The 24434-nt window shown below is 75.6% G+C and carries 17 protein-coding genes, 1 tRNA gene and 2 pseudogenes; 5 read left to right on the top strand and 15 right to left on the bottom strand.

The genetic code is table 11. The annotated features are described in order from the left end of the window. Nucleotides 1–38: 38 nt before the first annotated feature. From AB0Q99_RS12855 to AB0Q99_RS12845, 3 genes are all read right to left on the bottom strand, one after another. The gene (locus AB0Q99_RS12855) at nt 39–1430 is read right to left on the bottom strand and encodes an AAA family ATPase (protein ID WP_363570930.1); all 1392 of its coding nucleotides are present in this window, start codon (nt 1428–1430) and stop codon (nt 39–41) included. Beyond that, entirely contained in the window at nt 1430–3055 is a 1626-nt protein-coding gene (locus AB0Q99_RS12850; protein ID WP_363570929.1) for a hypothetical protein, read from the bottom strand. Before AB0Q99_RS12850 ends, AB0Q99_RS12855 begins: the two co-directional genes overlap by 1 nt. 260 nt (nt 3056–3315) lie before the next feature. Then, nucleotides 3316–4515 carry a hypothetical protein gene (locus AB0Q99_RS12845; RefSeq protein ID WP_363570927.1) on the bottom strand — a complete coding sequence of 400 codons (1200 nt, stop codon included), beginning with the start codon at nt 4513–4515 and terminating at the stop codon, nt 3316–3318. Between the two features lie 230 nt (nt 4516–4745). Between AB0Q99_RS12845 and AB0Q99_RS12840 the strand changes: the two genes are divergently transcribed. Continuing rightward, nucleotides 4746–5402: a histidine phosphatase family protein gene (locus tag AB0Q99_RS12840; RefSeq protein WP_363570925.1), complete on the top strand. Its 657-nt coding sequence runs from the start codon at nt 4746–4748 to the stop codon at nt 5400–5402. Nucleotides 5403–5496: 94 nt separating this feature from the next. Here AB0Q99_RS12840 and AB0Q99_RS12835 read toward each other — a convergent pair whose 3' ends face one another. From AB0Q99_RS12835 to AB0Q99_RS12825, 3 genes and pseudogenes are all read right to left on the bottom strand, one after another. Further along, nucleotides 5497–6066 carry a DinB family protein gene (locus tag AB0Q99_RS12835; RefSeq protein ID WP_363570923.1) on the bottom strand — a complete coding sequence of 190 codons (570 nt, stop codon included), beginning with the start codon at nt 6064–6066 and terminating at the stop codon, nt 5497–5499. Between the two features lie 121 nt (nt 6067–6187). After that, nucleotides 6188–6410 (bottom strand): annotated as a pseudogene (locus AB0Q99_RS12830) (hypothetical protein); the annotation flags it as partial. A gap of 91 nt (nt 6411–6501) precedes the next feature. Further along, on the bottom strand, nt 6502–8124 hold the full coding sequence (locus tag AB0Q99_RS12825; RefSeq protein ID WP_363570921.1) for a tetratricopeptide repeat protein: 1623 nt from the start codon (nt 8122–8124) through the stop codon (nt 6502–6504). 263 nt (nt 8125–8387) lie between these two features. On the opposite strand from AB0Q99_RS12825, the gene AB0Q99_RS12820 reads away from it, so the two are divergent. Together AB0Q99_RS12820 and AB0Q99_RS12815 are read left to right on the top strand one after the other, a co-directional pair. Continuing rightward, complete coding sequence (locus AB0Q99_RS12820) at nt 8388–8900, top strand: hypothetical protein (RefSeq protein WP_363570919.1); 513 nt, start codon at nt 8388–8390, stop codon at nt 8898–8900. A 231-nt stretch (nt 8901–9131) separates the two neighbouring features. Further along, on the top strand, nt 9132–10040 hold the full coding sequence (locus AB0Q99_RS12815; protein ID WP_363570917.1) for a fused MFS/spermidine synthase: 909 nt from the start codon (nt 9132–9134) through the stop codon (nt 10038–10040). A gap of 320 nt (nt 10041–10360) precedes the next feature. Here AB0Q99_RS12815 and AB0Q99_RS12810 read toward each other — a convergent pair whose 3' ends face one another. The 5 genes and pseudogenes from AB0Q99_RS12810 to AB0Q99_RS12790 form a co-directional block, all read right to left on the bottom strand. Further along, nucleotides 10361–11281, bottom strand: a complete 921-nt coding sequence (locus AB0Q99_RS12810) for a hypothetical protein (RefSeq protein WP_363570915.1) — start codon at nt 11279–11281, stop codon at nt 10361–10363. 110 nt (nt 11282–11391) lie between these two features. Beyond that, nucleotides 11392–11838, bottom strand: a complete 447-nt coding sequence (locus AB0Q99_RS12805; protein ID WP_049660764.1) for a DUF4442 domain-containing protein — start codon at nt 11836–11838, stop codon at nt 11392–11394. 163 nt (nt 11839–12001) lie between these two features. After that, nucleotides 12002–12077 (bottom strand) — tRNA-His (locus AB0Q99_RS12800). Nucleotides 12078–12268: 191 nt separating this feature from the next. Continuing rightward, entirely contained in the window at nt 12269–12871 is a 603-nt protein-coding gene (gene orn / locus AB0Q99_RS12795) for an oligoribonuclease (protein ID WP_363570913.1), read from the bottom strand. 869 nt (nt 12872–13740) lie between these two features. Next, nucleotides 13741–14739 (bottom strand): annotated as a pseudogene (locus AB0Q99_RS12790) (helix-turn-helix domain-containing protein); the annotation flags it as partial. A 995-nt stretch (nt 14740–15734) separates the two neighbouring features. Here AB0Q99_RS12790 and AB0Q99_RS12785 point away from each other — a divergent pair. Then, entirely contained in the window at nt 15735–16535 is an 801-nt protein-coding gene (locus AB0Q99_RS12785; protein ID WP_363570911.1) for a GNAT family N-acetyltransferase, read from the top strand. A 38-nt stretch (nt 16536–16573) separates the two neighbouring features. On the opposite strand, the gene AB0Q99_RS12780 is transcribed toward AB0Q99_RS12785, so the two are convergent. Next, the gene (locus AB0Q99_RS12780; protein ID WP_363570910.1) at nt 16574–17809 is read right to left on the bottom strand and encodes an HAD-IA family hydrolase; all 1236 of its coding nucleotides are present in this window, start codon (nt 17807–17809) and stop codon (nt 16574–16576) included. Between the two features lie 1124 nt (nt 17810–18933). On the opposite strand from AB0Q99_RS12780, the gene AB0Q99_RS12775 reads away from it, so the two are divergent. After that, entirely contained in the window at nt 18934–19473 is a 540-nt protein-coding gene (locus AB0Q99_RS12775) for a universal stress protein (RefSeq protein ID WP_363570908.1), read from the top strand. Nucleotides 19474–19604: 131 nt separating this feature from the next. Here the strand turns inward: AB0Q99_RS12775 and AB0Q99_RS12770 are convergent, their stop codons facing one another. The 3 genes from AB0Q99_RS12770 to AB0Q99_RS12760 all read right to left on the bottom strand — a co-directional run bounded on the left by AB0Q99_RS12770 (nt 19605) and on the right by AB0Q99_RS12760 (nt 24267). Beyond that, complete coding sequence (locus AB0Q99_RS12770; protein WP_363570906.1) at nt 19605–20795, bottom strand: acyl-CoA dehydrogenase family protein; 1191 nt, start codon at nt 20793–20795, stop codon at nt 19605–19607. 182 nt (nt 20796–20977) lie between these two features. Then, nucleotides 20978–21928 carry a hydroxymethylglutaryl-CoA lyase gene (locus AB0Q99_RS12765; protein ID WP_363571261.1) on the bottom strand — a complete coding sequence of 317 codons (951 nt, stop codon included), beginning with the start codon at nt 21926–21928 and terminating at the stop codon, nt 20978–20980. Nucleotides 21929–21960: 32 nt separating this feature from the next. Then, the gene (locus AB0Q99_RS12760; protein WP_363570904.1) at nt 21961–24267 is read right to left on the bottom strand and encodes a biotin carboxylase N-terminal domain-containing protein; all 2307 of its coding nucleotides are present in this window, start codon (nt 24265–24267) and stop codon (nt 21961–21963) included. Nucleotides 24268–24434: the final 167 nt, after the last annotated feature.

Below are 24434 nucleotides of genomic sequence, written 5' to 3'. Positions count from 1 at the left end.
GCCGGCCGGGGGGCGATCCGGCTGCGGTGGCGGACCCGCTACCGCAGCCGGACCCGGTGGCCGCCCAGGTGGTGCAGCACCTGATGATTGGCCTCCCAGCCGTCCGGGAAGGCCACCGGGACCCCCAACTGCACCGGCTCGGTGGCCGGGTGCTCGTCCAGCAACTCGGCGATCCCGGCCCGGGCCACCACGATGCAGGCGTGCCGGTGACGGGAGGCGAGCACACAGAGCCGGCCGGTCTCCAGGTGGAACGCGGTCGCGTCGGGGCGGCCGGAGAGCGGGTGCAGCACCACGGTGACGTCGTACTCGCGGCCCTGCAGCCGGTTGGCGGTGTCCACCGTGACGGCCGGCCCGGCCGTTCCGTCCACCGGGACGCCCACCGTGAGCAGGGCCGCGCGCACCGCCGCCGCCTGGTCGCGGTGGGCGGTGCCGACGGCGATCCGGTCCGCGGTGAGCGGTGCCCCGCCCTGCTCGGAGTGCGCCGTCAGCCCCCGCTCCAGCAGCCGGCGCACCGTCGCCGCGACCGCCGCCACGGCCTGCGGGTCGGTCCGTACGGTGTGCCGGGCGGGCAGCTCCAGCAGCGCCCAGCCGTGCTCGGCGGCCCGGTCGATCGCCGCGTCCAGCGCCGAGCCGTCGGGGCGGACGGCGGCGGTCAGCCTGCGGTCGTCCGGCCCGGTGCCGGAGCGGAACGGGGTGTACGGGTAGAAGGCCCGGGAGATCAGCGGCGCCGCGCTGGCGGGCAGCCGCCAGGAGACCGGCAGCCGGTGCGGCTCGATCTGCGGGTTGTGCGCCAGCAGGGTGACCACGGCACTGCTGGACGGGTCGTACGACAGGCCGGCCCACTGCTCGGTGCCGACCACGGTGAACGGGTCCAGCTGGCCGGGGTCGCCGACGAACAGCGCCCGCTCGAACAGCCGGGCCACCGCGAGCAGGGCGTCCGAACGCATCTGGTACGCCTCGTCGACGATCGCGTGCCGCCACGGCGCCTCGGCCCGCACCCACTGCCACTTGGCCGAGGTGGAGATCACCACGTCGTGCTCGATCAGGTCGGCGACCTTGTCGGAGGGCGTCACATTGGCGTGCTTCAGCACCTCAGGGCCCGGCCGGGAGTCCGCGGCGTGCAGCCGGCCGATCGTCAACTCCGGCGCCTTCTCGGCCAGTCGGCCGACCAGGTCGTCCACCTGGCCGTTGGTCTGGGCGACGATCATCAGCCGCTCGCCGGCCTCGACCAGCTCGCGGGCCGCCCGCACCACGAGCGTCGACTTCCCGGCGCCGGGAGGTGAGTCCACCACCACGCCGCGCGGGGCGCCGGCCGCCGGCCGGACGGTCGCCGCCAGGATCCCGGCCACGGCGGCGTCGGCGGCCGCGCCCGGGGGCTGCGCGGAGGCCGGCCGGGCGTCCCGGTCCGGCCGCGGGTTCGAGCTGGTCATCACTCCCACTCCTCGGAGGCGGGCGGGGCGGGGACGGGTGCGGCGCCGGGCGGGCCGCCGTGCGTCCAGGGTGTGTCGTCCGGCTCGGGCAGCGGAGCGGACTGGCGGACCGTCAACTCGAACAGGGCGAAGGTGACCGACTCGCCGGGCTCCGGCAGACTGCCCGGCTCCGGCTCCTTCCGGCGGCCCATGCCGGACAGCACCCGCAGCGTGATGGTGCCCTCGGCGGTGTCGACCGCCACCACCTCGGCCTTCTGCGCGGACGGCCCTCCCCCGGCCTCCGGCCGGGGGGACCCCCAGACCCGGTGCGCCTCCCGGCCGGGGTCCGCGTGCGGGCGGTCGGTGGTGCGCAGGGTGACCAGCGGGCGGGGCTTGGGCGAGCGGCCGGTGGTGTCCCAGTCCGGCACCACCTCGGTCACCACGCCGCTGAACGCCTCGCCGGACAACCGGTGTTCGGCCATCGCCAGCGGATCGTCCAGCGCCTCCTGGACGTCCAGCCGGGCCTGCTCACGCTCGCGCTGGGCGAGCTTGCGGGCGGCGGTCACCGCGTCGTCCTGCCGGGGCTGCGGCGGCTCGCCCGCCGCCACCCGGTCCCGGTGGCCGGTGTAGGACCAGCGGTCGCCGGTCCAGCGCTCCGCCAGGTGACCGGCCGGCGGCAGGGCGCGCAGCAGGTCCAGGCCCTGCCAGACGTCCCGCCAGGTGGGCAGCAGGACGGCCGCCAGTACCTCCTCCAGCTGTCCGACCGAGGCCCGCACGGCCGCCCGGGCCCGCTCGGCGGCCGCCTCGTCGCGCTGCTCGACAGCGTGCTGCAGGGCGCCCACCGCGGAGTCGTAGCGGCTGATCGCCGGGGCCAGCACCGCCTCGTCGAAGCGGGGATCGGTGGCCGGGCCGGCCGGCGGGTGCAGCAGCTGCCCCCGTTCGTCCCGGGCGGACTCCGCCAGTTCGGCCGCCTCGGCGCCGGTCAGCCCGGGCGGCGGGCAGTGCCAGGCCAGCCGGGCGGCCAGGTGCTGGTCCTCCAGGTGGCTCTGGCCGGTGGCCCAGTGCCGGGCCAGCAGACCGGTCATCGTCAGCAGCAGGCTGGAGCCGGGCACCTGGGCCCGGTCGGTGAGGTGGGTCAGCCAGCGGCCCAGCAACGGCACCCGGACCGGCGCCGGGTGGGGGCCCGGCTCCTCGTCCTCGACGGTGCGGCGGAAGCGGGTCGAGCGGCCGATCAGGGCCAGGTGGTGCACCCCCGCGCCGTTCGGCACGATCAGCTGCGGGGCGTCCGCGCACAGTTCGCGGAACACCTGGGTCTTCTCGCCGGTCTCCGGATCCTTTTCGGAGCCCTCGATCTGCTCGACCTCGTCGGCGAAGGACTCCAGGTAGGGCAGCAGGTCGGCGGCCAGCTCGGCGAGGAAGTCGAACCGCAGGGTGCGGTTGAGCGGCTGCGGCACCAGGTGCAGCCGGGGCGCGTCCCGGTCGGTGCCCAGCATCACCGCCAGCGGCGCGCCGGACTCACCGGCCGCGGTCAGCGGGACCAGCACCATCGGACGGTCGGACAGGTGCCGGTGCCGGACGGTGGCCAGCGGCTCGGCCCGGCCGCTGCGGACGGCCTCCAGACGGGCCAGGGTGGTGAGGAGACTCATGCGCCCGCCTCGCTGCGCTCGGCGGGGGCATTCGCCCACGCGCACCGCCTGTTGATTCGCTCGCTGCGCTCGCTCATGCGCCCGCCTCGCCGCGCCCGGCGGGGGCATTCGCCCACGCGCACCGCTTGATGATTCGCTCGCTGCGCTCGCTCATGCGCCCGCCTCGCCGCGCCCGGTGGGGGCATTCGCCCACGCGCACCGCCTGTTGATTCGCTCGCTGCGCCCGCGCACCGCCCGTCGGCCCGCCTCGCTGCGCTCGCTCATGCGCCGGCCCCCAGGGCCTCAGCGCGCAGGGCGGCAGCGTAGGCCAGGCGCTCGGCGGCCTCGTCCGCGCCGTCCAGGTCGTCGCTCTTCGTGCCGGCGGCGGCCAGCGCCTCGGCGACCGTCCGGAGGCTGCCCAGCTCGCCGCGCACGCTCCGGCCGAGCTGCTCGACCCGGTCGTCGCAGCGGGCCCGGGCCCGGCAGTGGAAGCCGAGCTCGCAGGCGGAGAGGCAGTCCGGGCTGTACGCGGCGGGCACCGCCTCGACGGAGGCGGCCAGCTGTTCCGCGGAGCGCGCGGGCGCGCCCGCCTCGTCGGAGGCCAGGTCGAAGCCCGCGTCCGGCGGCAGCGCGTCCAGCAGCCGGCCGATGCCGGTCATCCGGCTCAGCTGCCGGCGGGTGGTGGCCAGCTCGCGGCGGACGTCGACGGCGACCGCGGTCGGCCGGTTGCCGAAGTCCTTCGGGCAGACCAGCAGCACGCTCGTCCGGGGGCTGCCGGGCAGTCGCTGCTCGGTGTACGGGTCGTCGCCCAGGGCCACGCCGGCCGCCGTGGCGGCGGTCTGCTGGAGCGCCAGCACGTACACGGCGGCCTGGCGGGCGGCGGCGCCGACCTTGGCCGGGTCCGCGCTGCCGTCGAGCACCGGGAAGGACTTGATCTCGACCACCGTGCACCGGCCGCCGTGCACCACGAGCGCGTCCGGCTCCAGGTAGGCGGTGCTGCCGGCCACGTCCAGGCGCAGGAGCGGGTGGTCGAGCAGCGTCCAGGCCTCCGGGTCGGCGGCGGCCCGGGCCAGGGCCTGGGCCGTCCGGTCGGCGCGGACGGCCGGGCCGGAGCGCTGCAGCAGGTCCGGCACCTGCAGCGGGGCGTGGCCGTCCGCCGGGACGTCCAGGTGGTGGCGGAGCGGTTCCAGCAACGCCGCGTAGTCGTCCGCCTTCAGTCGGGACTCGAAGATCACGCCGCGGGCGATCGCGAAGGGGGACTGGCCGAAGGGGGCGGGGCGGCCGAGCCGGGCGGCCAGCGCCGACTTGTCGACCCCGGCCGCGTCGAGGACCGCGCGGCGGTGGCAGCCCGGGTTGGCGGCCAGCGCGGCGAGGGAGCGGGCGTTCAGACTGCGCTGCGGGGCCGGTCCGCGCAGCTCGGCGAGCCGCTGGGCGAGCGGCTCAGCGGACCCGCGGGGCGGGACGTTCGTCGAGACGTTCATGGTGCGGCCCAGTGTCGCATCCGGGTCCGACAACGCGGTACGGACCGGCCGTTCACGGCCTGAACCGGGCGTCCCGCGGCCGCCCGGGCCGCCCGTGCGCGGCCGGGACCGCCGCCCCGCGGTCCTCCGCACCGGCCCGCGATCGTGGCCGCCGCCCGGGTGGGGGATCATGGAACCCGGTGCTCAAGGGTGAGACCCGACCGTTGCCGCCCCGTTGCGAGGAGTCCCCCATGCCCGCCCGAATCGTGCTGGTCCGCCACGGCGAGACCGAGTGGTCCGCCACCGGCCGTCACACCGGCCGCACCGACATCCCGCTGACCGAGGAGGGCCGCGCGATGGCCCGGGCCCTCGGCGCCCGCCTCGCCAAGGCCCCCTGGAACGGGCTGCCGGACGCGCTGGTCTACACCAGCCCGCTCGACCGGGCCAAGGAGACCTGCGCACTGGCCGGCTTCGGCGACCGCGCGGTGGAGCGTCCGGAGCTGATGGAGTGGGACTACGGCCGCTACGAGGGCCGTACCGGCCCGGACATCCGGACCGCCGACCACCCCGGCTGGCTGATCTGGCGGGACGGCGTGCCCGGTGGCGAGAAGCTGTCGGAGGTGGCCGCGCGGGTCGACGCCTTCCTCGCCGACCTCAACCGGGAGCACGGCGTCCCGGAGCCGGACACCACCGTGATGCACTGCGCCGACCGGGACGTCGTCCTGTTCGCGCACGGCCACCTGCTGCGCATCCTGACCGCCCGCTGGCTGGGCCTGCCGCCGGAGTTCGCCCAGCGGTTCAAGCTCGGGACGGCGGCGCTGTGCGTGCTGTCCTGGGAGTACGGCGCCCCGGCCGTGGAGGTCTGGAACGACCTCTCCCACCTGGAGGGCCTGACCGCCGGGCACTGACTCGGGAGGCGTTCCTGGTCGCCCCCGGCGTCCCTGGGTGTCCGGGGCGGCCTCGCCACTGCTGTGACCGAGAAGGTTCACCGGGTGGGTGCGATCAGTCGGAGCGCGCTGCTTTCCATATCCACGAGGTTCGGCGGGGAAGGCCGTCCAGTTCCCGGCGGCCGGTGCACCAGAGAAGTACCTGGACGGGGTCTCCAGGAGGGGCGCCGGGGAACAGCCGACCGAGCACGGCCGCGCACAGCGGTGCGGGCGGCTGCCAGTCCACGGCCAGTCCCCGCGTGATGTCGTGTGTGTGCAGCAGGGCTTCAGCGACGCCCATGGCTGCGAAGCCCTCGGGATCACAGGGACCCCAGTGCCAGGCCCTCGAGGTCGGACTGGCTGCGGCCAGTACGGAGCTGAGGAGGCGGCCGCAGGCGGTGACCGTCTGGAGCACCTCGGTCGGGGAGGCAGTGGGGCGGACGTTCAGGTCGAACGGGAGGTAGGAGTCGGCGGGACGTGCTGCCACCTGCCCCGCGTAGGCCAGCAGGTCGTGCCCGATGTGCGCCGCCGTCTCCCAGCAGCTCCACTCCAGCGGACCTGCCGGCACCGTCCAATCCTCGTCGACATGCGGTCCCAGTGCCCTCAGCAACTCTGCCAAGGCCGTGTCGACGTCCCGATGGTCCATGCGGAGCTCCTCGTGAGGTTCGTGCTGTGCAACTGGGCTGTGCTCGTGGCGTCTTTCACGCCGCTCGGGTGACGGGTCGCGCTCCCCACCGGATGCCCTTCTCGCGGCGGATGCGGGCTCGGGCCTCACGGCCGATGCGGACTACCGGCCGTGGACCCGGCGCAGGTGGGCGAGCAGTTTGCGGATGGACCAGCGGGTGAAGGGCTGCCCGAGCTTGCTGGGGCGCGTGGTGGCCGTCTGGACGACGAAGTCCTCGTCGTATTCGTGCTGCCACGGCGCACGATCCGCTGCAACTGCCGGCCCTCCTGGTCCATGAGCCTTCGGACCCTGACCGGCTCTGCCACTGGCCTCGCTCCTCCGAGTCGAACGTCTCGCGACATCCAACCGGCTCAAGACCTGCCAGCGCCAACCCGGTGGACCTTCTCGGTCACGGCACTAGGCGGCCGCCGCCCGGTCGTACTCGGCCAGGAACCGGCGCACCTCGGGCACCGCGGCGTGCGGTCGCAGCCGCCCTGCGGTGTCCGCCAGCATGCTCCGGATCCGGGCCGAGCGGACGTCGCCGAACAGGGCGACGGCGGACGAGCCGTGGTGCGCCGCGCCCGCCAGGTCCCCCCGGCCGAGCCGGTCGTGGGCCAGTTCGGCGGTGTACAGCACCCGGTTGCGGACGAAGTGCGGCTCCTGCAGCGCTATGGCCAGCCCGGCCTGCTCGCTGGCGCGCTCCCAGTCGCCGAGCGCGGACCAGCACTGGGACTGCAGGCCGGCGATCTCGGCCTCGCCGAAGAAGGACATCCACTCCGGATCGGCCGCGGCGGGCCCGCGGTCGAACAGCGCGTACGCCCGGCCGAGCGCGCGTTCGCAGGCGGTGCGGTCCTGCAGCAGGGCCCAGGCGCCGGCCTCGCGCATGGCCAGCAGGGCGAGCAGCCGGTGGGAGCCCGACTCCCGGGCGGCGACCTGCCCGGCCTGGGCGGCGCGCAGCGCCTCGCGCGGGCGTCCGGCGTCCCGGGCGAGGAAGGCGCTGTTGCAGAAGACGTGCGCCTCCAGTGCGGAGTCCCCGGCCATCCGGGCGGTGGCCAGGGCCTCGGCGTAGAACGAGCGGGCGTCCGCGAGGCGGTTCGAGTCGTGTGCCAACCAGCCCACCGAGATGGCGAGTTCGCCGGCCCCGGCCTGCAGCCGGCGTTCCGTGTCGGCGCTGTACTCGCCCTCGTTGAGCAGCACGTACGCGGTGCGCAGCGACTGCCCGGCGAGCTCGTACAGGGCGTCGGCGCCGTGCGCGTCGTCGGCCAACCGGATGTCCCGGACGGCCTGTTCGACGCTGAGCACCTCGGCGGCGCCGACCCGGCGCAGTGGTGGCACCGGACCGGGCCGGCCGGGCACCGGGGGATCGGCCGCGAGCAGTGACGGGGCGGTGAACTCCGCACCGGGAAGGGCGCCTCGGCCGGTGCGGACACCGGAGGCGCCGTCAGCACCGGCCTGCCGAGCGGCGGCCGTGGCCGGCCGGTCGATGCCGATCACGGCGGCCAGCGCGGTGGTGCCGCCGGCCAGGAACGTACGGCGACGCACGTCGTCGTTCTCCTCGTCGAGATAGGGCGATCCATCGGGCCCCCGGGGCACCGCGCCGGGGCTCGGCCACGGGGGGCCCTCCGGAGCGGCTGGATTCGCGTACGGCGAGGCAGCGTACGGGAGTTGAGTGGAGAGCGGTGAGCGCGGGGCGGGCAGGGGCGGGAACGGCGGGTGGAGCGGAGGCAGCCCGGCCCGCCCGCCCTCGCCGTCCGCCGAGCGGCGGCGGACGGCGGCGCGGGGGGCGAAGCCGAGGTCGCCGAGCGTGCGCCCCGGCCACATGTGCCGGAAGACCCGCTCGTAGGCGTAGTTGGGGCAGCGGATCTCACCGGACTCGACCCGGCCGATGTAGCGGGCGTCGCAGGAGACGTGCTCGCCGATCTCGCGGGCGGCCCGGCGCACCGCCGTGGCGAACTCGCCGGGAGAGCGGTCGCCGCGCAGCGCGCGCATCACAAGGTTGGGGGACGGTCGGTTCGGCTCGGCCGGTGGGGTGGCTGCCATGGCGCCGAGAGTACTCGGAGTCACCGAGCGGACACGTGGGGTTGGCGGGAGATATGGTGACAATTCCGGGCATAACGGGCCATGTTGCGGGATATCCGCCATGAAATGCCATGCCTTGCTGTAAGGCGCCCCGTGGCCTGGGATGCGTTCGCCGCGTTGTCCTGATACGTGGAAGCCCAGGCCGTCGCCCCGGCACGTCCCAGCCCGGTGGCCCCTCCGGGCGGCTGTGCTTCCGGATCCGACGAGGTACAGGAGGGCCCGTGATGGCCACCGGACTGCCGCAGCACCGACCCGTGGCCGGGGGCGTGCTCGCCGGCGCAGCCCCCGCCCTGCTGCCCGACCCCGCCGACGACCGGATCCCCGGCCGGGGTCCGGTCGAGGGCGGCCGTGCCCCCTGCGGCGGCCCCCGGCGCGAGCGCGCCGTCCCCGACGAGGGCACCCTCGTCACCGGCTGCGACACCGTGACGGTCGCCCTGCGGCACGGCCTGGAGGCCGTCGACATCCTGAGGCTGCGCCGTGCCTGCGGGGCCGTGCTGCAGAGCCGCAACGGCAGCACCGTCTCCTTCCTGGTCCCGGCCGGCACCTGGGAGACCTGGCACCTGCCCGGCAGCTCCTGTACGGCGGGCGCCGTCGTCCCCGCCGCCACCGATCCGCGCTGGGTGATCCCGCCCGCCGGCTCCGGCTGCACCGCGCGCCCCACCGACGCCTGGGTGCTGCGCTCCGCCCTCTGCGAGGCCGCCTGCACGCTCACCGCGGGCGGCCTCGGGCCGTTCTAGCGGGCGTGCCGCGCGGATCCCGCCGGGCCCGCGAGCGCCGCTCGCCCCGCCGGCCGGATCCCCCTGGCACGCCCGCGGCCGACGGGTTCCGCTTCGGTGGCGGCGGGGCCTCGCCTCTGCGGGGGAGGCACCTGCACGCCTGCGGCGACAGGTACCCGCACGCCTGCGGCGACAGGTAACCGCACGCCTGCGGCGACAGGTACCCGCACGCCTGCGGCGATAATGGCCCACATGGGACGACGCAGCAGCAGAACCGCGCGCGGCGGCGAGGCGGAGGCCGCCACCGGCGCGGGCGGACGCACTCACGCCCAGGGGCCGCTCACCCGTCCCGTCGGCTCCGGCCTCGCCGAACTGCGGCCCGACCGTGACCGCCCGGCCGCCTGGTCGCTGCTGATCGACGGCGCCCCGCAGTCCCTGGTCGACCTCGCCGACCCCACCCACCTCGGCTTCGAGTACCAGCGCCGGCTCGGCCACCTGATCGACCTGGTGGCCCCGCCCGGCCGACCGCTCACCGTCCTGCACCTGGGCGGCGGCGCCCTCACCCTGGCCCGTTACGCCGCCGCCACCCGGCCGCGCTCCCGCCAGCAGGTCGCCGAGATCGACACCGCGCTCACCGAACTCGTCCGCGCCGAACTGCCGTTGGAGCGCGGCTGGCAGATCAAGGTGCGCGGCGGGGACGCCCGTAGCGTGCTGGAGCGCACCCCCGAGGGCACCGTCGACCTGGTCATCACCGACGTCTTCTCCGGCGCCCGCACCCCGGCGCACTGCACCACCGTCGAGTTCACCGCCCTCGCCGCCCGCGCCCTCGCCCCCGGCGGCTGGTACGCCGCGAACATCGCCGACGGCGGCGCCCTCCCCTTCGCCCGCTCGCAGGTCGCCACCCTCGGCGCGGTCTTCCCCGAACTCTGCCTGATCGCCGACCCCGCCGTCCTGCGCGGCAAGCGCTTCGGCAACCTCGTCCTGGCCGCCGCCCACACCCCCCTCCCGGTCGCCGACCTGACCCGCCGCGCCGCCTCCGACCCCGCCCACGCCCGGGTCGAACACGGCCGCGCCCTCACCGACTTCGCCGCCGGGGCCGCCCCGGCGACGGACGCGACGGCCGCCCCGTCCCCGGAGCCGCCGCCGGGGGTCTTCCACTGACGGACGGTCTTCGCCGGCGGTGCGCCTTCGTGCGGACCCGTCGCCGCAAGACCGCTGGCCGGCGACCGGATCGCCGCCGAGGGTGGCCGTGCCCGTGCAGCCGTCCACCCCGAGGGGGCACCAGACGGATGGCCCGACCGGACCGGCTGCCCGGGGGAGTCGGCCCTCGACGCTGCCGCGATCCAGCGGGCCGCGGTTCGCCTCGTCGGTCATGGGTGCGACCTGGATCGGCGGTGTCCCGTCCGGCTCGATCCCGTGGCGTTGAACTCCCGTTGACGGCGCTGGAGCCGGCCTCGGAGGCGTGGCTCGTGGTCGTCGGCTCAGTGCCCGCGCGGCAGTCCGCGGTGCTTGCACATGGCTGCCCCGGTGAGCAGCAGCCCGGCGGCGATGGGGGCGAGGACGGCGGTCGCGGTGGCGGAGCCGTCGCCGACGGTCGTCACGGTGGCGGTGTCGGCGACGGCGAGCGTTTCCGGCGTCCCCCCGTCGCCCGGCCGGGCAAGGGCGGCAGGGGCCGTCGTGCCGTCCCGGTCGGCGGAGGTCCCGGCCGTGGGGGCGGTGTCGGACGCCTCCAGGACCGGGGGTGGCTCCGCGGCCTCGCGCTGCCGGGGGACGGTGGGGTGGGCGCCGTCGGAGCGTGGCCGGTCGGCGGAGGGCGGACCGGCGGGCTCGCCTTCGCGGGAGGCGAGGGCCTCGGCGGGGTGGTCCTGGGCGGGGGCGCTGTCGAGCAGCCCGGAGGCGATCGCGAAGGCGTCGGGGACGGCCGCCCGCTGGCCGGGCAGGGGCAGTCCGCCGGACCGGATCCGTTCCTGCCACCCGTCGCCGACCGCCCCGGTGGCTCCTGCGACGCGGCCGCCGCCGGTCGGCTCCCCGATGCCCCCGGGGGAGCGCCCCGGCGCCTCGGCCGCCGACTGCCCCGGCCCGGCGGGGCGTTCGGCCGGCTGCCGGTCGAGTGCGGGTCCGTCGAGCGCGGGTCCGTCGAGGGCCGGCCCGTCGAGCGCCGGTGCGACGCGCGGGGCGCGGCGGACGGCGGGCGGCGGCGGTTCGCGCAGCGGGTCGGCGGTCGCCGCGTACGCGCCGGGGGCGCCGAGGCCCCAGAGCTGGGCGAGCAGGGCGCCGGCGGCCGCGACGGTACGGGGGCCGGGCAGCCACCGGGCGATCCCGCACCGGGCGATCCCGCACCGGGCGCCGGCGACGCCGCGGTGGGCGGGTTGCGGGGGCTCGGTCGCGTGATTGGCTCGCACGTGAGTCGAGAACGAGCGGACGGGCGGTGAGGTCACGCCCGCCGTCACGGACAGTCATCGCGCGGTTCGGCCCCGGGGTGGTGCTCCCGGGGCCACCGGCCGCGCGGCGGTCAGGAGTTGGGGCGCAGAGTCCACGTGACCGTCATCACACCGGTGACGGCGCCGTCGGCGCGGGTGATCTCGACGGTGACCGGGAACTCCGGGCGGCCGCCGGCGTCCAGCTCGGCGACGACCTCGGCGGCCGGGCGACCGAGGAGGGCGGTGGCGGTGACCTCGCCCATGGCGAGCTTCTTGTACGCGATCTCGGCGTTGACGGCCAGCGGCACGGCCCGGGACAGCTGGTCGCCGAAGGCGGCGAGCACGATGCAGCCGCTGGCGGACTCGGCGAGCGTGAACATCGCGCCGGCGTGCGGGCCGCCGACGTGGTTGTGGTACGCGGGCTGGTCGGGCAGCCGGAGCACGGCGCGCTCCGGGGTGGTCTCCAGGTACTCCAGCTTCAGCGTGTGCGCCATCGGCACGGTGGAGTCGAGCATCTGGCCGATCGTGGGTGTGGTCATGGCGACGATGTTACTAGTCGGTAGCTTCCGGCGGCAGGGGTCGACCGGAAAAGTCGGACGCCGGGTGCGACTGGAGGAGAGCGGAGTTGAGGGAGTGCGAACGTGAGGGAACGCGAAAACGCCTGAGGGGCCGATCTCTTGAAGAGATCGGCCCCTCAGGCTCTGGGGTGAGTGACGGGACTCGAACCCGCGGCCACCTGGACCACAACCAGGTGCTCTACCAACTGAGCTACACCCACCATCTGTCCGGTCCGTTCCCGCTTCCGCGTTCCCGTTCCGACAGGAAGAACTCTACAGGATCCGAGAGGGTGCTCGCGCCAGGGTTCCGCTCCGGCGGACGCGGGCACTCTCTCCGACCGTGAGGCGGGGTTCCGTCGGGTGGTCCCACGGGGTGGTCCGGTCCGGTTGGTCCCGTGGGGGTGGCCCCGGATCAGCCGGCGGGTGCCTGGTACTTCCCGGCGATGGCGCGCGCGGTGTCGGCGTCCGGGCCGGGCTGCGGGACGAACACGGCCTCGCGGTAGTACCGCAGTTCGTTGATGCTCTCCCGGATGTCGGCGAGCGCCCGGTGGTTGCCGCCCTTCGGCGGGCTGTTGTAGTACGCCTTCGGGTACCAGCGGCGGGCCAGCTCCTTGATCGAGGAGACGTCCACGATCCGGTAGTGGAGGTGCTTCTCCAGGGCCGGCATGTCCCGGGCCAGGAAGCCGCGGTCGGTGGCCACCGAGTTGCCGCACAGCGGTGTCCTCCCGGCCTCCGGCACGTGCTCGCGGACGTACGCGAGCACTCGCTCCTCGGCCTCGGCCAGGGTCACGCCCCGCTCCAGCTCCTCCAGCAGGCCGGAGGCGGTGTGCATCGTGCGCACCACCTCGGGCATGTGTGCCAGCGCCTCGGCCGGCGGCCGGATGATGACGTCCACACCCTCGCCGAGGATGTTCAGCTCGGAGTCCGTCACCAGCACCGCGACCTCGACCAGGGCGTCCTGGTCGAGGTCGAGGCCGGTCATTTCACAGTCGATCCATACCAAACGGTCATTCACGCAACTCACCCTACGGCGCGATCACGCGCCGCGGGGACCGGTGGAGCCGAGCGGGGTGCCGGGGCACAGGCCTCGGCCTGATGCTCCTCCGCCCCGCCGTGACCGCCGTGACCGTCCGGGTGCTCGCCCTCCCGGCCGGTGCGGACGGCGTGCCCGTCCCGTCCGGCACGGGCCTCGCGGCCCGTCCGGGGGGTGTCGGCCGCGGGCCGACCGCCCTGGGTGCGGACCTGTGGTGCCCGGGCCTGGCGGCCGCGGAGTTCGGCCGAGCCCGAGCCCGACCCTGACCCCGGTGCGGACCCCGACCCCGGCTGCCCGGCGGGGGAGGACAGCCGTCCGGCGGTCGCGCCGTGGCCGCGTCCGGCCGCACCCGGCTCGTCCGCGGGCCGTTCGACCGCGCTCCGGTGCCCCTGGCCCTGGCCGCGCGCCCCCGGTTGGGGGAGGCCGTCCTCGGCCGCCGCGTGCTCGGCGGTGCGGGGCGGACGTCCCGCACCCGGTCCTGCCTGCGGCGGCACCAGCGGTGGCCGCACCGGACCGCGCCCCGCCGCACCCTGCTGCCCGGGGTGCGACTGCGGCGCCGCGGCCTGCTGGTGCGGGTACGGCTGCCCGACCCGGGCGTGGAAGCCCTGGGCGGCCGGCGTCCCGGCCGGACCCGCGCCGAACCCGACCGGCTGGCCGTGCAGCGGCTGCCCGTGCGGACCGGTCGGCACCGGCGCCCCCGGTCCGCCCGGGAACGGCTGCGCCGACTGCCCGCCGTGCGCCCCGCCGAACAGCGGTCCGCCCGCGGCCGCACCGGCCGCCGCGTGCGACAGCGCGCCGGGCAGCCGCAGGTCGCCGCCGTGCGCACCGGCCGCCGTGGGCTGCTGCTGCCCGGGACGGCGCGCCCGGTAGCTGGTCCGGTACGCGGCCGGGGAGACTCCGAGCTGACGGCGGAAGTGCCCGCGCAGCGCCACCGGCGAACGGAACCCGCACCGGCGCGCGACGTCGTCCACCGACAGCTCCGAGGTCTCCAGCAGCCGCTGCGCCTGGAGCACCCGCTGGGTGATCAGCCACTGCAGCGGAGCACTGCCGGTGAGCGTGCGGAACCGCCGGTCGAAGGTGCGGCGGCTCATGTAGGCGCGAGCCGCCAGCACCTCGACGTCGAACTGCTGGTTGAGGTTCTCCAGCGCCCAGGTGACCACCTCGGCCAGCGGGTCGTTGCCGATCTCCTCCGGTAAAGACTGATCGATGTACTGGGCCTGTCCTCCGCCGCCGCGGCGGCTGGGCACCACCAGGCGACGGGCCAGCGCGTTGGCCGCCTCGGCGCCGTGGTCGCTGCGCACCACGTGCAGGCACAGATCGATGCCGGCGGCGGTGCCGGCCGAGGTGAGCACGTCGCCGTCGTCCACGAACAGCTCGCGCGGGTCGACGTGCACCCGCGGGTAGCGCTTGGCCAGCGTCGGCGCGTACATCCAGTGGGTGGTCGCCGGGCGGCCGTCGAGCAGACCGGCGGCGGCCAGGACGAAGGCGCCGGTGCAGAGGCCGATGATCCGCGCGCCCTCGTGGTGGGCCTTGCGCAGGGCGGTGATCGCCTCGACCGGCGGAGGCTGGGAGATCGAGCGCCAGGCCGGTACGACGATCGTGCCGGCCCGGGCGAGGGCCTCCAGGCCGTACGGGGCGGAGAGGGTCAGGCCGCCGGTGGTGGCCAGCGGGCCCTCCTCGCCGGCGCAGACCAGCAGGCGGTAGCGGGGCACCCCGGCGTCCTGGCGGTCCACGCCGAAGACCGAGAGCGGGATGGAGCTCTCGAAGATCGGGGCGCCGCCGAAGATCAGCACCGCGACGGTCTCGCGGCGGCGTCGGCCGGACAGCTTGCGCGGAGCGGCCGCCGTCATCGAGGCGGAGGAGCCGTTCGCACCGGGGCCGCCGCCGTGGCCCAGCGGGCCGTGGCCGGGCGCGGTGCCGAGCGCGAGCCCGCCGAGCGGGCCGCCGACGGCTCCGGAGGCGCCGTTCAGGGCCGGAACGCCGCCGGGGTGGGCGGGGTGGCCGGAATGGCCGGGGTAGCCCGGATAGCCGGGGTACTCGCCGCCGTAGGCCGAGGCGTGGCTGACGGGGCCTCGGCTGACGGGCTGTCCGCCAGGCGTCGGCCCGCCGACCGACTGTCCGCCGCTGACGGGGTGTCCGGCGAAGGCCTGCCCGCCGATGTTGTGTCCCCCGGCGTTCTGTCCCCCGACCGGCGACTGGCCTCCGTACGGTGTCGCGGCGCCGTGCTCGGCGGCGGTCGGGGCCGTGCCCGGGCCGCCGACGGGGGGATGCGCTGCGGGGTACGAGGAGTGCGGGGCGGCGCCCGTGGTGCGGGAGGTGGCGGCGATCGCGGAGGTGCCAGTGCTTCTCACGGCCCGACTCGCGGTGCCGGCCACCGCCTGGCCGCTGTCAGGACCCGCGTCGCTCCTGCTCACCCTGCTCAAGGCGCTCAAGCCCCCTCGGTGGTGTGGTGTGGGTGGTGCGGCACTGCTCGCCAAGATCGAAATCTATCGGGTGGACCATTGCCGTTGTGACAAGTTCACCATCCGACGCTATGTCGACATGGCAATTTGGCGTGATGCATTCGATCACGAAGCGTGGCACCCGTCGACCTTTCTGGGAAGAGGGCCGGGGCAACGGTGGCTGGTTGTCGCGGGGCCGCTCCTGGGGTGTCCGGGTCTCGTGCGTCCGATCGGCGGGTCTGGGCTGCGGGTTTGCCCAAGCGGGAGGGAGCGGCGCGAAATTGACCGAAAATCGGCGGTGCACGGGAGGGCGCACGGGCGCGGTCCGTGCGCCTCCCAGGCTTCATCCGGCCAAGCCTGGCCCGGTGGAACCGCTATCCGGACCGCCGGGTTACGGTCCTGCCGTGAACACCGACGGCCGGCTCGAACGGGCCAACGACAACGCGGCGGCCTTCTGGCTCGCCCAAGCCCGGGCGCACGGCTGGCGCTCCCGGATCCGGCCGGGCCTGACGGCGGTCCGCTGCGCCCGCACCCCGGACGATCCGCACCGCATCCTGCTGACCCGCCCGTACGCGGAAACCGGCTCGGTGGAGCGGGAGTTGACGGACCTGCTGGCCGAGTGGTCGACCATCCGCTTCACGCTGGAGGATCCGTACGGTGGGCTCGACCTCACCCGCTTCGGGGCGGCCCGGCTGCCGCCCATGCCGGTGATGGTCCGGGACCCGGGCGCGGTCGAGGGGATGACGACCGCCCTGCCCGCGATCCGGGAGGCGCACGGGGGCGGAACCCTGACGGTCGATGAGGCGGTGGACGGGGACAACGTCGCGCTGGTCGAACGGGCGATCGTGGACGGGTTCCCGCTGCCCGCCCGCCGGCCCTGGGTGCGCGGCGACGCGTTCCCGGAGCGGCTGCTGGGCGAGCCCGGGTGGCGGGCGTGGCTCGGCCGTGTCGACGGCGCCGTGGCGGGCACCTGCCTGACCTACGACGACGGGCGGGCCACCGGCGTGTACTGGGTCGCCACCCTGCCCGACTGGCGCGGCCGCGGGGTGGCCGGGGCCGTCCTGCGGACCGCCCTGGTCCACGCGCACCCGGACCGCCCGGCCACCCTGGTCGCCACCTCGCTCGGCGAACCGCTCTACCGCAAGCTCGGATTCGTCGAACGGGCCCGTACCTGCTGGTGGAGCCGCACCTCGGCGCAGGGCTGACCGGAGGGCGGTCCGGCCGCCTCCCGGTCGGCGGGGCGCTACCCGGCGACCGCCGTGACCGGCGCGGTGGTCGTCGCCGTCTGGGTCGCTGCCGTCGTTGTGGTGTTCCCCGGTGCCGTCGTGGTCGCCGCCGTCGGGGCGGGCGCCGCCGTCGGGGCGGGCGCCGCCGTTCGGGCGGGTGCCGGGAGGGGCACCGCGATCGGTGCCGTGAGGGGTGCGGCAGTGAAGACGGTGCGGCCGGCGGGTGCGGCCGTGTCGGCCGCCGCGCGGAGGGGCACCGGACGTCCGACCGGGGCGGACCCGCGGCCGTCCGCGCCCGCCTCCGACGCGGCCCCCGCCCGTGCCCCGGAAGCTGTCCCCTGGCCGGTGCGGCCGTCGGCGGTCACGGCAAACCCGCCGGATCGGTTTCGGACACCGGACCCGGCTCCGACGCCCGGCGTCCCGCCCGTCCCGGCGTTCGCGGCAACGGGCGCACTCGGACCGGCAGGGGCGGTCGTCACAGAGCGTGCGCCGGACCGTGCGCCGCGCTGCGCCGTGACCCGTACCGAGGTCCCGGCAGGCCCGCGCCGGGCCGGGCCGCCGGCGCGGATCCCCGGCCGGGGCGCGGGCGCGTTGCGGGCGGCGAGCACCTGGCCGACCGCCTCCGGCAGCCCGGCCGCCTTCAGCGTCGGCCGGTAGCCGCTCTCCGCCCACGGCCGGCCGTGGTGCAGCCAGACGCTGCGGAGCCCGGTCAGTTCGGCCCCGGCGATGTCGGCGGGCGCGTGGTCCCCGATCATCCAGGTGTGCTCCGCCCAGTTCCCGGTCGGCGCGATGCCGCACCGCTGGGCGGCCAGCTCGAAGATCAGCGGGTCCGGTTTGACGCAGTCGGCCTCCTCCGAGATGACCCAGCCGTCGACCAGCGGCCCCAGCCCGGTCCGCCGGATCTTCTCCAACTGCGGACGGGTGCCTCCGTTGCTGACGATCCCGAGCGTCCACCCGGCCTCCCGCGCGGCCCGCAGCGCCTCGATGTGCCGGGGCGGGCAGTGGATGTGGGAGTTGATGCCGCGTCGGTAGTGGGCGAGCAGGAAGTCGGCGGAGACGTCCAGACCGTAGCGGCGCCGCACCGCGGACAGTACGGTGCTGCGCGGCACGTAACCGCCGCCGTCGAGGGTGACGAACCAGTCGACGTCGCCGGGCGGGAGGTCGTGCTCGGACAGGAAGTCCTGCGCCCAGGCCCGGAAAGCGGCGTCCCGGGGGAGCAGCGTGTTGTCGAGGTCGAACAGGAGCAGCGGCATGCCGAGCATGGTGCCAGCGGCCCCGCCTATGCATCTGGCAAATGCCAGTCCGCGTCGTGAAGCCGTCCGTCGTGGCTGGATCGGGCTCCGGCGGCTGGCGTACCGGTCCCGTGCGGGCCGGGTACGGATGGTGTCCGGGCAGGCCGGCGGGGCTGTGGACGACCTGTGGGGCGTAACGGTTCGCGACGTGCCGCAACGGATCGTCGCCGATCAATGACAGTCCGGTCACGGTGTCCCGGGGGCCTGTTGCGCCGCCCGGTCCGCTCAGTCAAGCTCCAGAGAACCTCCTTTCCGGAGGGGGCGCGATCGCCTGCGGGCAGGGCGCACCGCCACGGCGGGCGCATCCTCCCTTCGCGGGAACACCATCGCTCCGGGGCTTCGCCGCTGGGCTGGGCCTCCTGCCCGTCGTACTCTGAAAGGAACAGGTCACATACGGTGCTGCGCGGCGCAGACCGACGTCATCCCGTGGGCGGGCCTGCTGCCCGGGCAGCGTTGTCCTCTTCTGTCGGCCACTCTCCATCGAAGAGCCGTGAGCCATGGCTGGTTTTGAGCCTCCCCGACCGGTTGATCCGGACCCGCCCCGCGGTGCGGGCGCAGCGACCGGGGGAGACGGCGATCGCACGAACCCCGGCCCGGCCGACGGGCACGCCCCTGAGCGCCTCGACGGTGGCACCGGTGGCACCGGCGACCGCGGGACCGGCGGCCGTGATGGCGACCGCGATGGCGACCGTGCGGACAGTCGCGGGCCCGGGGACAGCCGTGGGGACACGGACAGCCGCGAGGACGGGCGCGCCGACAGCCGCGAGGCCGGCGGGGCAGCCGAGCCTGCCGATGGGCGCGCTGGCGGGCGCGCCGACCCGCACGCCGAGCTGCGGAGCACGACGCACGCGGAGGCCGCAGGGCGCGTCCCGGCGAGCCGGAGCGGCGACGAGCAGGCCGGTGCCACCGGTGCCGCAGGGGCGGCCGGGCCGGCGGAGCCGGACCCTGGTGGCGACGGCTCCCGGGGCCTCGCCCGCGCACTGCGCGGCTTCGGCTTCGCCCGCCGTGGCGACCTCGCCCGCCGGGACCGCCCAGAGCCCCGCCCGCGCCGCGGCGAGCCCCCGGTCGGCCCTGCGGGGCCTCCGGTGACGGGCCGCCTGGGCCCGGGCGCCGAGCGCCCGGAGGCGGCCTCGGGCGCGGCCCACGCGTTCGACGGCCACACCGAGCCGCCGGCGCAGGACGCCCCCGCGCCGTCCCTCGACCCGACCTTCCAGCACGGGGTGGTGGTCGGCTTCGACGGCTCGCTGTCGAGCGAGCGCGCCCTCGCCTACGCGGTCGGCATGGCGCGCCGTTCGCAGTGCGGCCTGGTGATCGTGCACGTCGCCAACCGCTTGCCCGCCACGGTCTGGGCCGGCTGCGAACCGCCCGTCTTCGTCGACCTCCCGGACCACCGGACCGAGGTCCTCGGCCTGGAGCTCGCCTGCGCGGACTTCCTCGCCGGGGTGCCGTGGGTCCTGGTCGAGCGCGGCGGCGACATCTGCCACGAGATCGAGGAGGTCGGCCGCGAGTACGCCGCCGACGCGATCGTCGTCGGCACGACGCACGGCCTGCTCGGCAAGATCTTCGGCTCGGTCTCCGGACGGCTGGCGCGGCGGGCCAACCGCCCGGTGATCGTGATCCCCTGAGGGTTCGTTCGGACGCCTTCTCCTGCTGCCTCCTCCGTGTCCGTCGTGGCCCGCTCCTCGAAACGGCGTGCGGGAGCGGGGAGTTGACCCGGCGGGCTCGGCTCAGGACGAGACCGCCGGGCCCGTGACGGTCACGAAGTGACGCCGAGCTCCCGGGCGATGAGCATGCGCTGGACCTCGGACGTGCCCTCCCCGATTTCCAGGATCTTGCTGTCGCGCCAGAAGCGGGCGACCGGGAATTCGTTCATGAAGCCGTACCCGCCGTGGATCTGGGTCGCCTCGCGGGCGTTGTCGACGGCAGCCTCGGACGAGTACAGCTTCGCGATCGCGGCCTCCTTCTTGAACGGTTCACCCTGCAGCATCCGGGAAGCGGCGTCCCGCCAGGCCAGGCGGGAGGTGTGGGCGCGCAGCTCCATGTCGGCAAGCTTGAACTGGATGGCTTGGTTGGCGCCGATCGGTCGGCCGAAGGCCCGGCGCTCGCCGGAGTACTTCACGGACTCGTCGACACAGCCCTGGGCCAGGCCGGTGGCCAGGGCCGCGATCGCGATGCGGCCCTCGTCGAGGATCCGCAGGAACTGGGCGTAGCCTCGGCCACGCTCGCCCAGCAGGTTGGCCGCGGGAACGCGGCAGTCGGTAAAGGACAGTTCGCGGGTGTCGGATGCGTTCCACCCGACCTTCGAGTACTTCTTCGAGACCTGGAACCCCGGGGTCCCGGTGGGCACGATGATGGAGGAGATCTCCCGCGTGGGCGAGCGGAATTCGCCTTCTTCACTCGAACGAGCGATCGGTTCGGTGAGTGCGGTGACGGTGACCAGACCGGTGATGTCGGTGCCGGAGTTGGTGATGAAGCACTTGGTGCCGTTGATGACCCACTCGTCGGTGGTCTCGTCGTACCGCGCGGTGGTGCGGGTGGCCCCGGCGTCCGAGCCGCCCTCCGGCTCGGTGAGGCCGAAGGCGCCGAGGAGTTCGCCCGAGGTCAGCCGGGGCAGCCAGGTGCGCTTCTGCTCCTCCGTGCCGAAGCGGTAGATCGGCATCGCGCCGAGTGAGACGGCGGCCTCCAGCGTGATCGCGACCGAGGAGTCGACGCGGGCGAGCTCCTCCAGGACCAGGCCGAGGGCGAAGTAGTCACCGCCCATGCCGCCGTACTCCTCCGAGAAGGGCAGGCCGAAGAGCCCCATCCGTCCCATCTCGCGGACGATCTCGTAGGGGAACTCCTCCCGCTCGTAGAACCCGCCGATCTTCGGCGCCACCACGTCCCGGGCGAACTCGGCGACGGTGCGCCGCAGTTCCTCGTACTCGCTGCTGAGTCGGTGGTCGAACACGGTGAACCTCCTGAGACCCGGCCGGGTGGCCGCGGGCGTGAGCGGGACGGACCGGCGTCCGTCTGACGGTCCGTTGGTCGCGCGGTGTGGTTGGGGGGACGAGCGGTGCGGGATGACCGCGGTGCGTGGCGCAGGCCGGACCGCACGGGACGCGGCCGGCGCCGGAGCGGGTGCGGGGCGGGTCAGCCCCGGGCGGTGCCGAGCAGCGCCTGGACGGTGCGGGAGGGGCTCGGGCGGCCGAGGCGCTCGGCCATCCAGCCGCTGGTGGCGACCAGGGCGCGCAGGTCCACGCCGGTGCGGACGCCGAGCCCGTGCAGCATCCAGACCAGGTCCTCGGTGGCCAGGTTGCCGGTGGCGCTCTTGGCGTACGGGCAGCCGCCCAGACCGCCCGCAGAGGAGTCCACCGTGGTGACGCCCTCGCGCAGCGCCGCCAGGGTGTTGCTCAGCGCCTGGCCGTAGGTGTCGTGGAAGTGCACGGCGATCCGGTCGGCCGGCACCCCGGCCCGGGCGAAGCCCGTCAGCAGGGCGCCGACCTGGCCCGGGGTGGCCACGCCGATGGTGTCGCCGAGGCTCAGTTCCGAGCAGCCCATCTCCAGCAACTGCACGCCGTGGCGGACCACCTGAGCGACCGGGACGGGCCCCTCCCACGGGTCGCCGAAGCACATCGAGAGGTAGCCGCGGACCGTGGCCCCGGCCTCGGCGGCCCGGGTCACGACCGGGCGGAACATCGCCATGGCCTCGTCCGCCGAGCGGTTGAGGTTGCGGCGGGCGAAGGTCTCGGTGGCGCTGGCGAACACCGCGATGTGGTCGGCGCGGTGGGCGAGCGCGCGGTCCAGGCCGCGCTCGTTGGGCACCAGGACCGGCAGCCGCAGGCCCGGGTGGCGGGTCGGCAGGTCGGCGAGCCGGGGCATCAGCTCCTCGGCGTCGGCCAGCTGCGGTACCCATTTCGGGTGGACGAAGCTGGTGGCCTCGACGGTGCGCAGGCCGGCCGCCGCGAGCCGGGCGATGAACTCGGCCTTCACCTCGACCGGCACCAGGGCGCCCTCGTTCTGCAGGCCGTCGCGCGGACCGACCTCGTGGATCCGGACCTCCTCGGGCAGGCCGGGGGCGCGGACCGGGTCGGGCAGGCCCAGGTCGAGGGCGTCGGGCTCGTGCGCCGGGGCGGTCACGACCGCACCTCCGCGGGCTCGGCGTTCTGCGCGGGCTCGGCGCCCTCCACGCTCTCGGTGTCCCCGTCGGCCGCGGCCTCCTCGACCGGGGCGACCACGACCAGCAGGTCCTCCATCGCGACGGTGGCGCCGGCGGTGGCCCGCAGTTCGGCCACCACGCCGTCGTGCGGTGCGGCGATCACGTGTTCCATCTTCATGGCCTCCAGGACGAGCAGGGGCTGGCCCTTGCGGACCGTCTCGCCCGCCGTGGTCTTGACGACGGTGACGGTGCCGGGCATCGGGGCGGTCAGCGCGCCGTGGTGCGCGGCCGCCCCGGCGGCCCGCTCGGCGGCCGGGTCGTGGGCGTGCAGCGGCCAGGCGTCGCCCTCGATGCCGAGCCAGGTCACCGGGCCGGCGGCGGGGCCGGGGGCGGCGTCGCCGGCCAGCGAGAACGTGGTCTGCAGGCCGTCGACGGTCAGGTGCAGCCGGTCGCCGGCCAGGGCGGCGCGGGCGGGGTGCACCGGTCCGTCGCCGAGCCGGAGTTCCACCGCGAGGGTGGGTCCGGCCGGATTGTCAGTGGCATCGGCTACGTTGCCCGCAGTGATCGGACGGACGCGCACCGAGACCGGTTCCTGGCCGGGGGCCCGGAGTCGGTGGGTGGTCCAGGCGGGCGTGCCGCTCAGGCGCCAGCCGGAGGGAAGGGAGAACGGGTCGGTCCAGCCGCCGGGGGCGGCGGCCGGGGTGAGTTCCAGGTGCCGTGCCAGCGCGGCCGCGTAGTAGAGGAGGTGGGCGGGCGACGGCGGTTCGGCCGCTACGGCGTCGGTCCCGTTCCCGGCGTGGGCGGGCGCCGTGGTCGCGGCCGGGGCGGTCGCGTTGGCGGGGGAGTACGGCGCGGCGAGCAGGGCCGGCTGCTGCTGGGCGGTCTGCTCCACCAGGCCGGTGTCCAGTCGTCCGGCGGCGACCTCGGGGTGTGCGAGGAGCCGGCGCAGGAAGCCGGTGTTGGTGGTGACGCCCAGGATGCGGGTGTCGGCCAGTGCGGCCCGGAGCCGGCGCAGCGCGGTCGCGCGGTCGGGCCCGTACGCGATGACCTTGGCGAGCATGGGGTCGTAGGCGCTGGTGACGACGGTTCCGGGGGCGACCCCGGAGTCGACGCGGATGCCCTCGCCCCGGGGCTCGTCCAGGGTGAGGATGCGGCCGCCGGTGGGCAGGAAGTCCCGTTCCGGGTCCTCGGCGCAGATGCGGGCCTCGATGGCGTGGCCCAGGAAGGAGATGTCGGGCTGGGTGAAGGAGAGCGGTTCGCCGGCGGCGACGCGCAGCTGCCACTCGACCAGGTCGAGCCGGGTCGAGTCGGCGCCGACGGCGACGGCCAGTTCGGTGACGGGGTGTTCCACCTGGAGACGGGTGTTCATCTCCATGAAGAAGAAGTCCCGCACCCCCTCGGCGGCGGAGGCGGGGGCGTCCGGGTCGATGCCGGGGACGATGAACTCCACGGTGCCGGCCCCGGTGTAGCCGCAGGACTCCGCGGCGCGGACGGCCGCGGCGCCCATCGCATCGCGGGTCTCGGCATTGAGGAGAACGGAGGGAGCCTCTTCGATCAGTTTCTGGTGGCGGCGCTGCAGGCTGCACTCGCGCTCGCCGAGGTGGACGGTGGTGCCGTGGGCGTCGGCCAGCACCTGGACCTCGATGTGGCGCGGCCGGTCGATCCAGCGCTCCAGCAACAGGGTGTCGTCGCCGAAGGCGGTGCGGGCGACGCGGCGGGCGGCGGCGATCTCGGTGGGCAGGTCGGCCCGGTCCCGGACGAGGCGCATGCCCTTGCCGCCGCCGCCGGCGGACGGCTTGAGCAGCACCGGGTAACCGATCTCGTCGGCGGCGGCGACGAGGTCCTGGTCGGTCGGCGCGGTGGCCTGGCTGCCGGGGACCACCGGGACGCCGGCGGCCCGGACGGCCTCCTTGGCGTTGATCTTGTCGCCCATCAGCTCGACCGCACCGGGAGGTGGTCCGATGAAGACGAGGCCTGCGTCGGCGCAGGCGCGGGCGAAGCCGGCGTTCTCGGCGAGGAAGCCGTAGCCGGGGTGGACGGCCTGGGCGCCGGTGCGGCGGGCGGCGGCGAGGATCTGGTCGGTCCGCAGGTAGGTCTCGGCCGCCGAGCTGTCGCTGCGGTCGGCCGGGCCGAGCCGGACCGCGACGTCCGCCGCGCGGACGTGCGGAGCGTCGGCGTCCGCGTCGCTGAACACGGCGACCGAGCGGACACCGAGCCGCCGCAGGGTGCGGATCACCCGGAGGGCGATCTCACCGCGGTTGGCGACCAGAACTGTGTCGAACATGGGAGGCGTTCCTCCGGGTCGAGGGGAGCCGTACGAAGGAGGTGGCGATGGGCGGTCGGGCGGTGGGCGGTCGGGCGCCGGCCCGTGGTCGGACCGGCGCCGCGGACCCCACCCCCGGAAGCGGACGTCACCCCCGGAAGGGAAGGGGTCACGAACGCGGGGGTGCC

Source organism: Kitasatospora sp. NPDC086791 (assembly GCF_040685975.1).
Lineage (GTDB): Bacteria > Actinomycetota > Actinomycetes > Streptomycetales > Streptomycetaceae > Kitasatospora.
The sequence above is the reverse complement of the archived record's forward strand: the minus strand, read 5'-3'. Positions and strand labels throughout refer to the sequence as shown.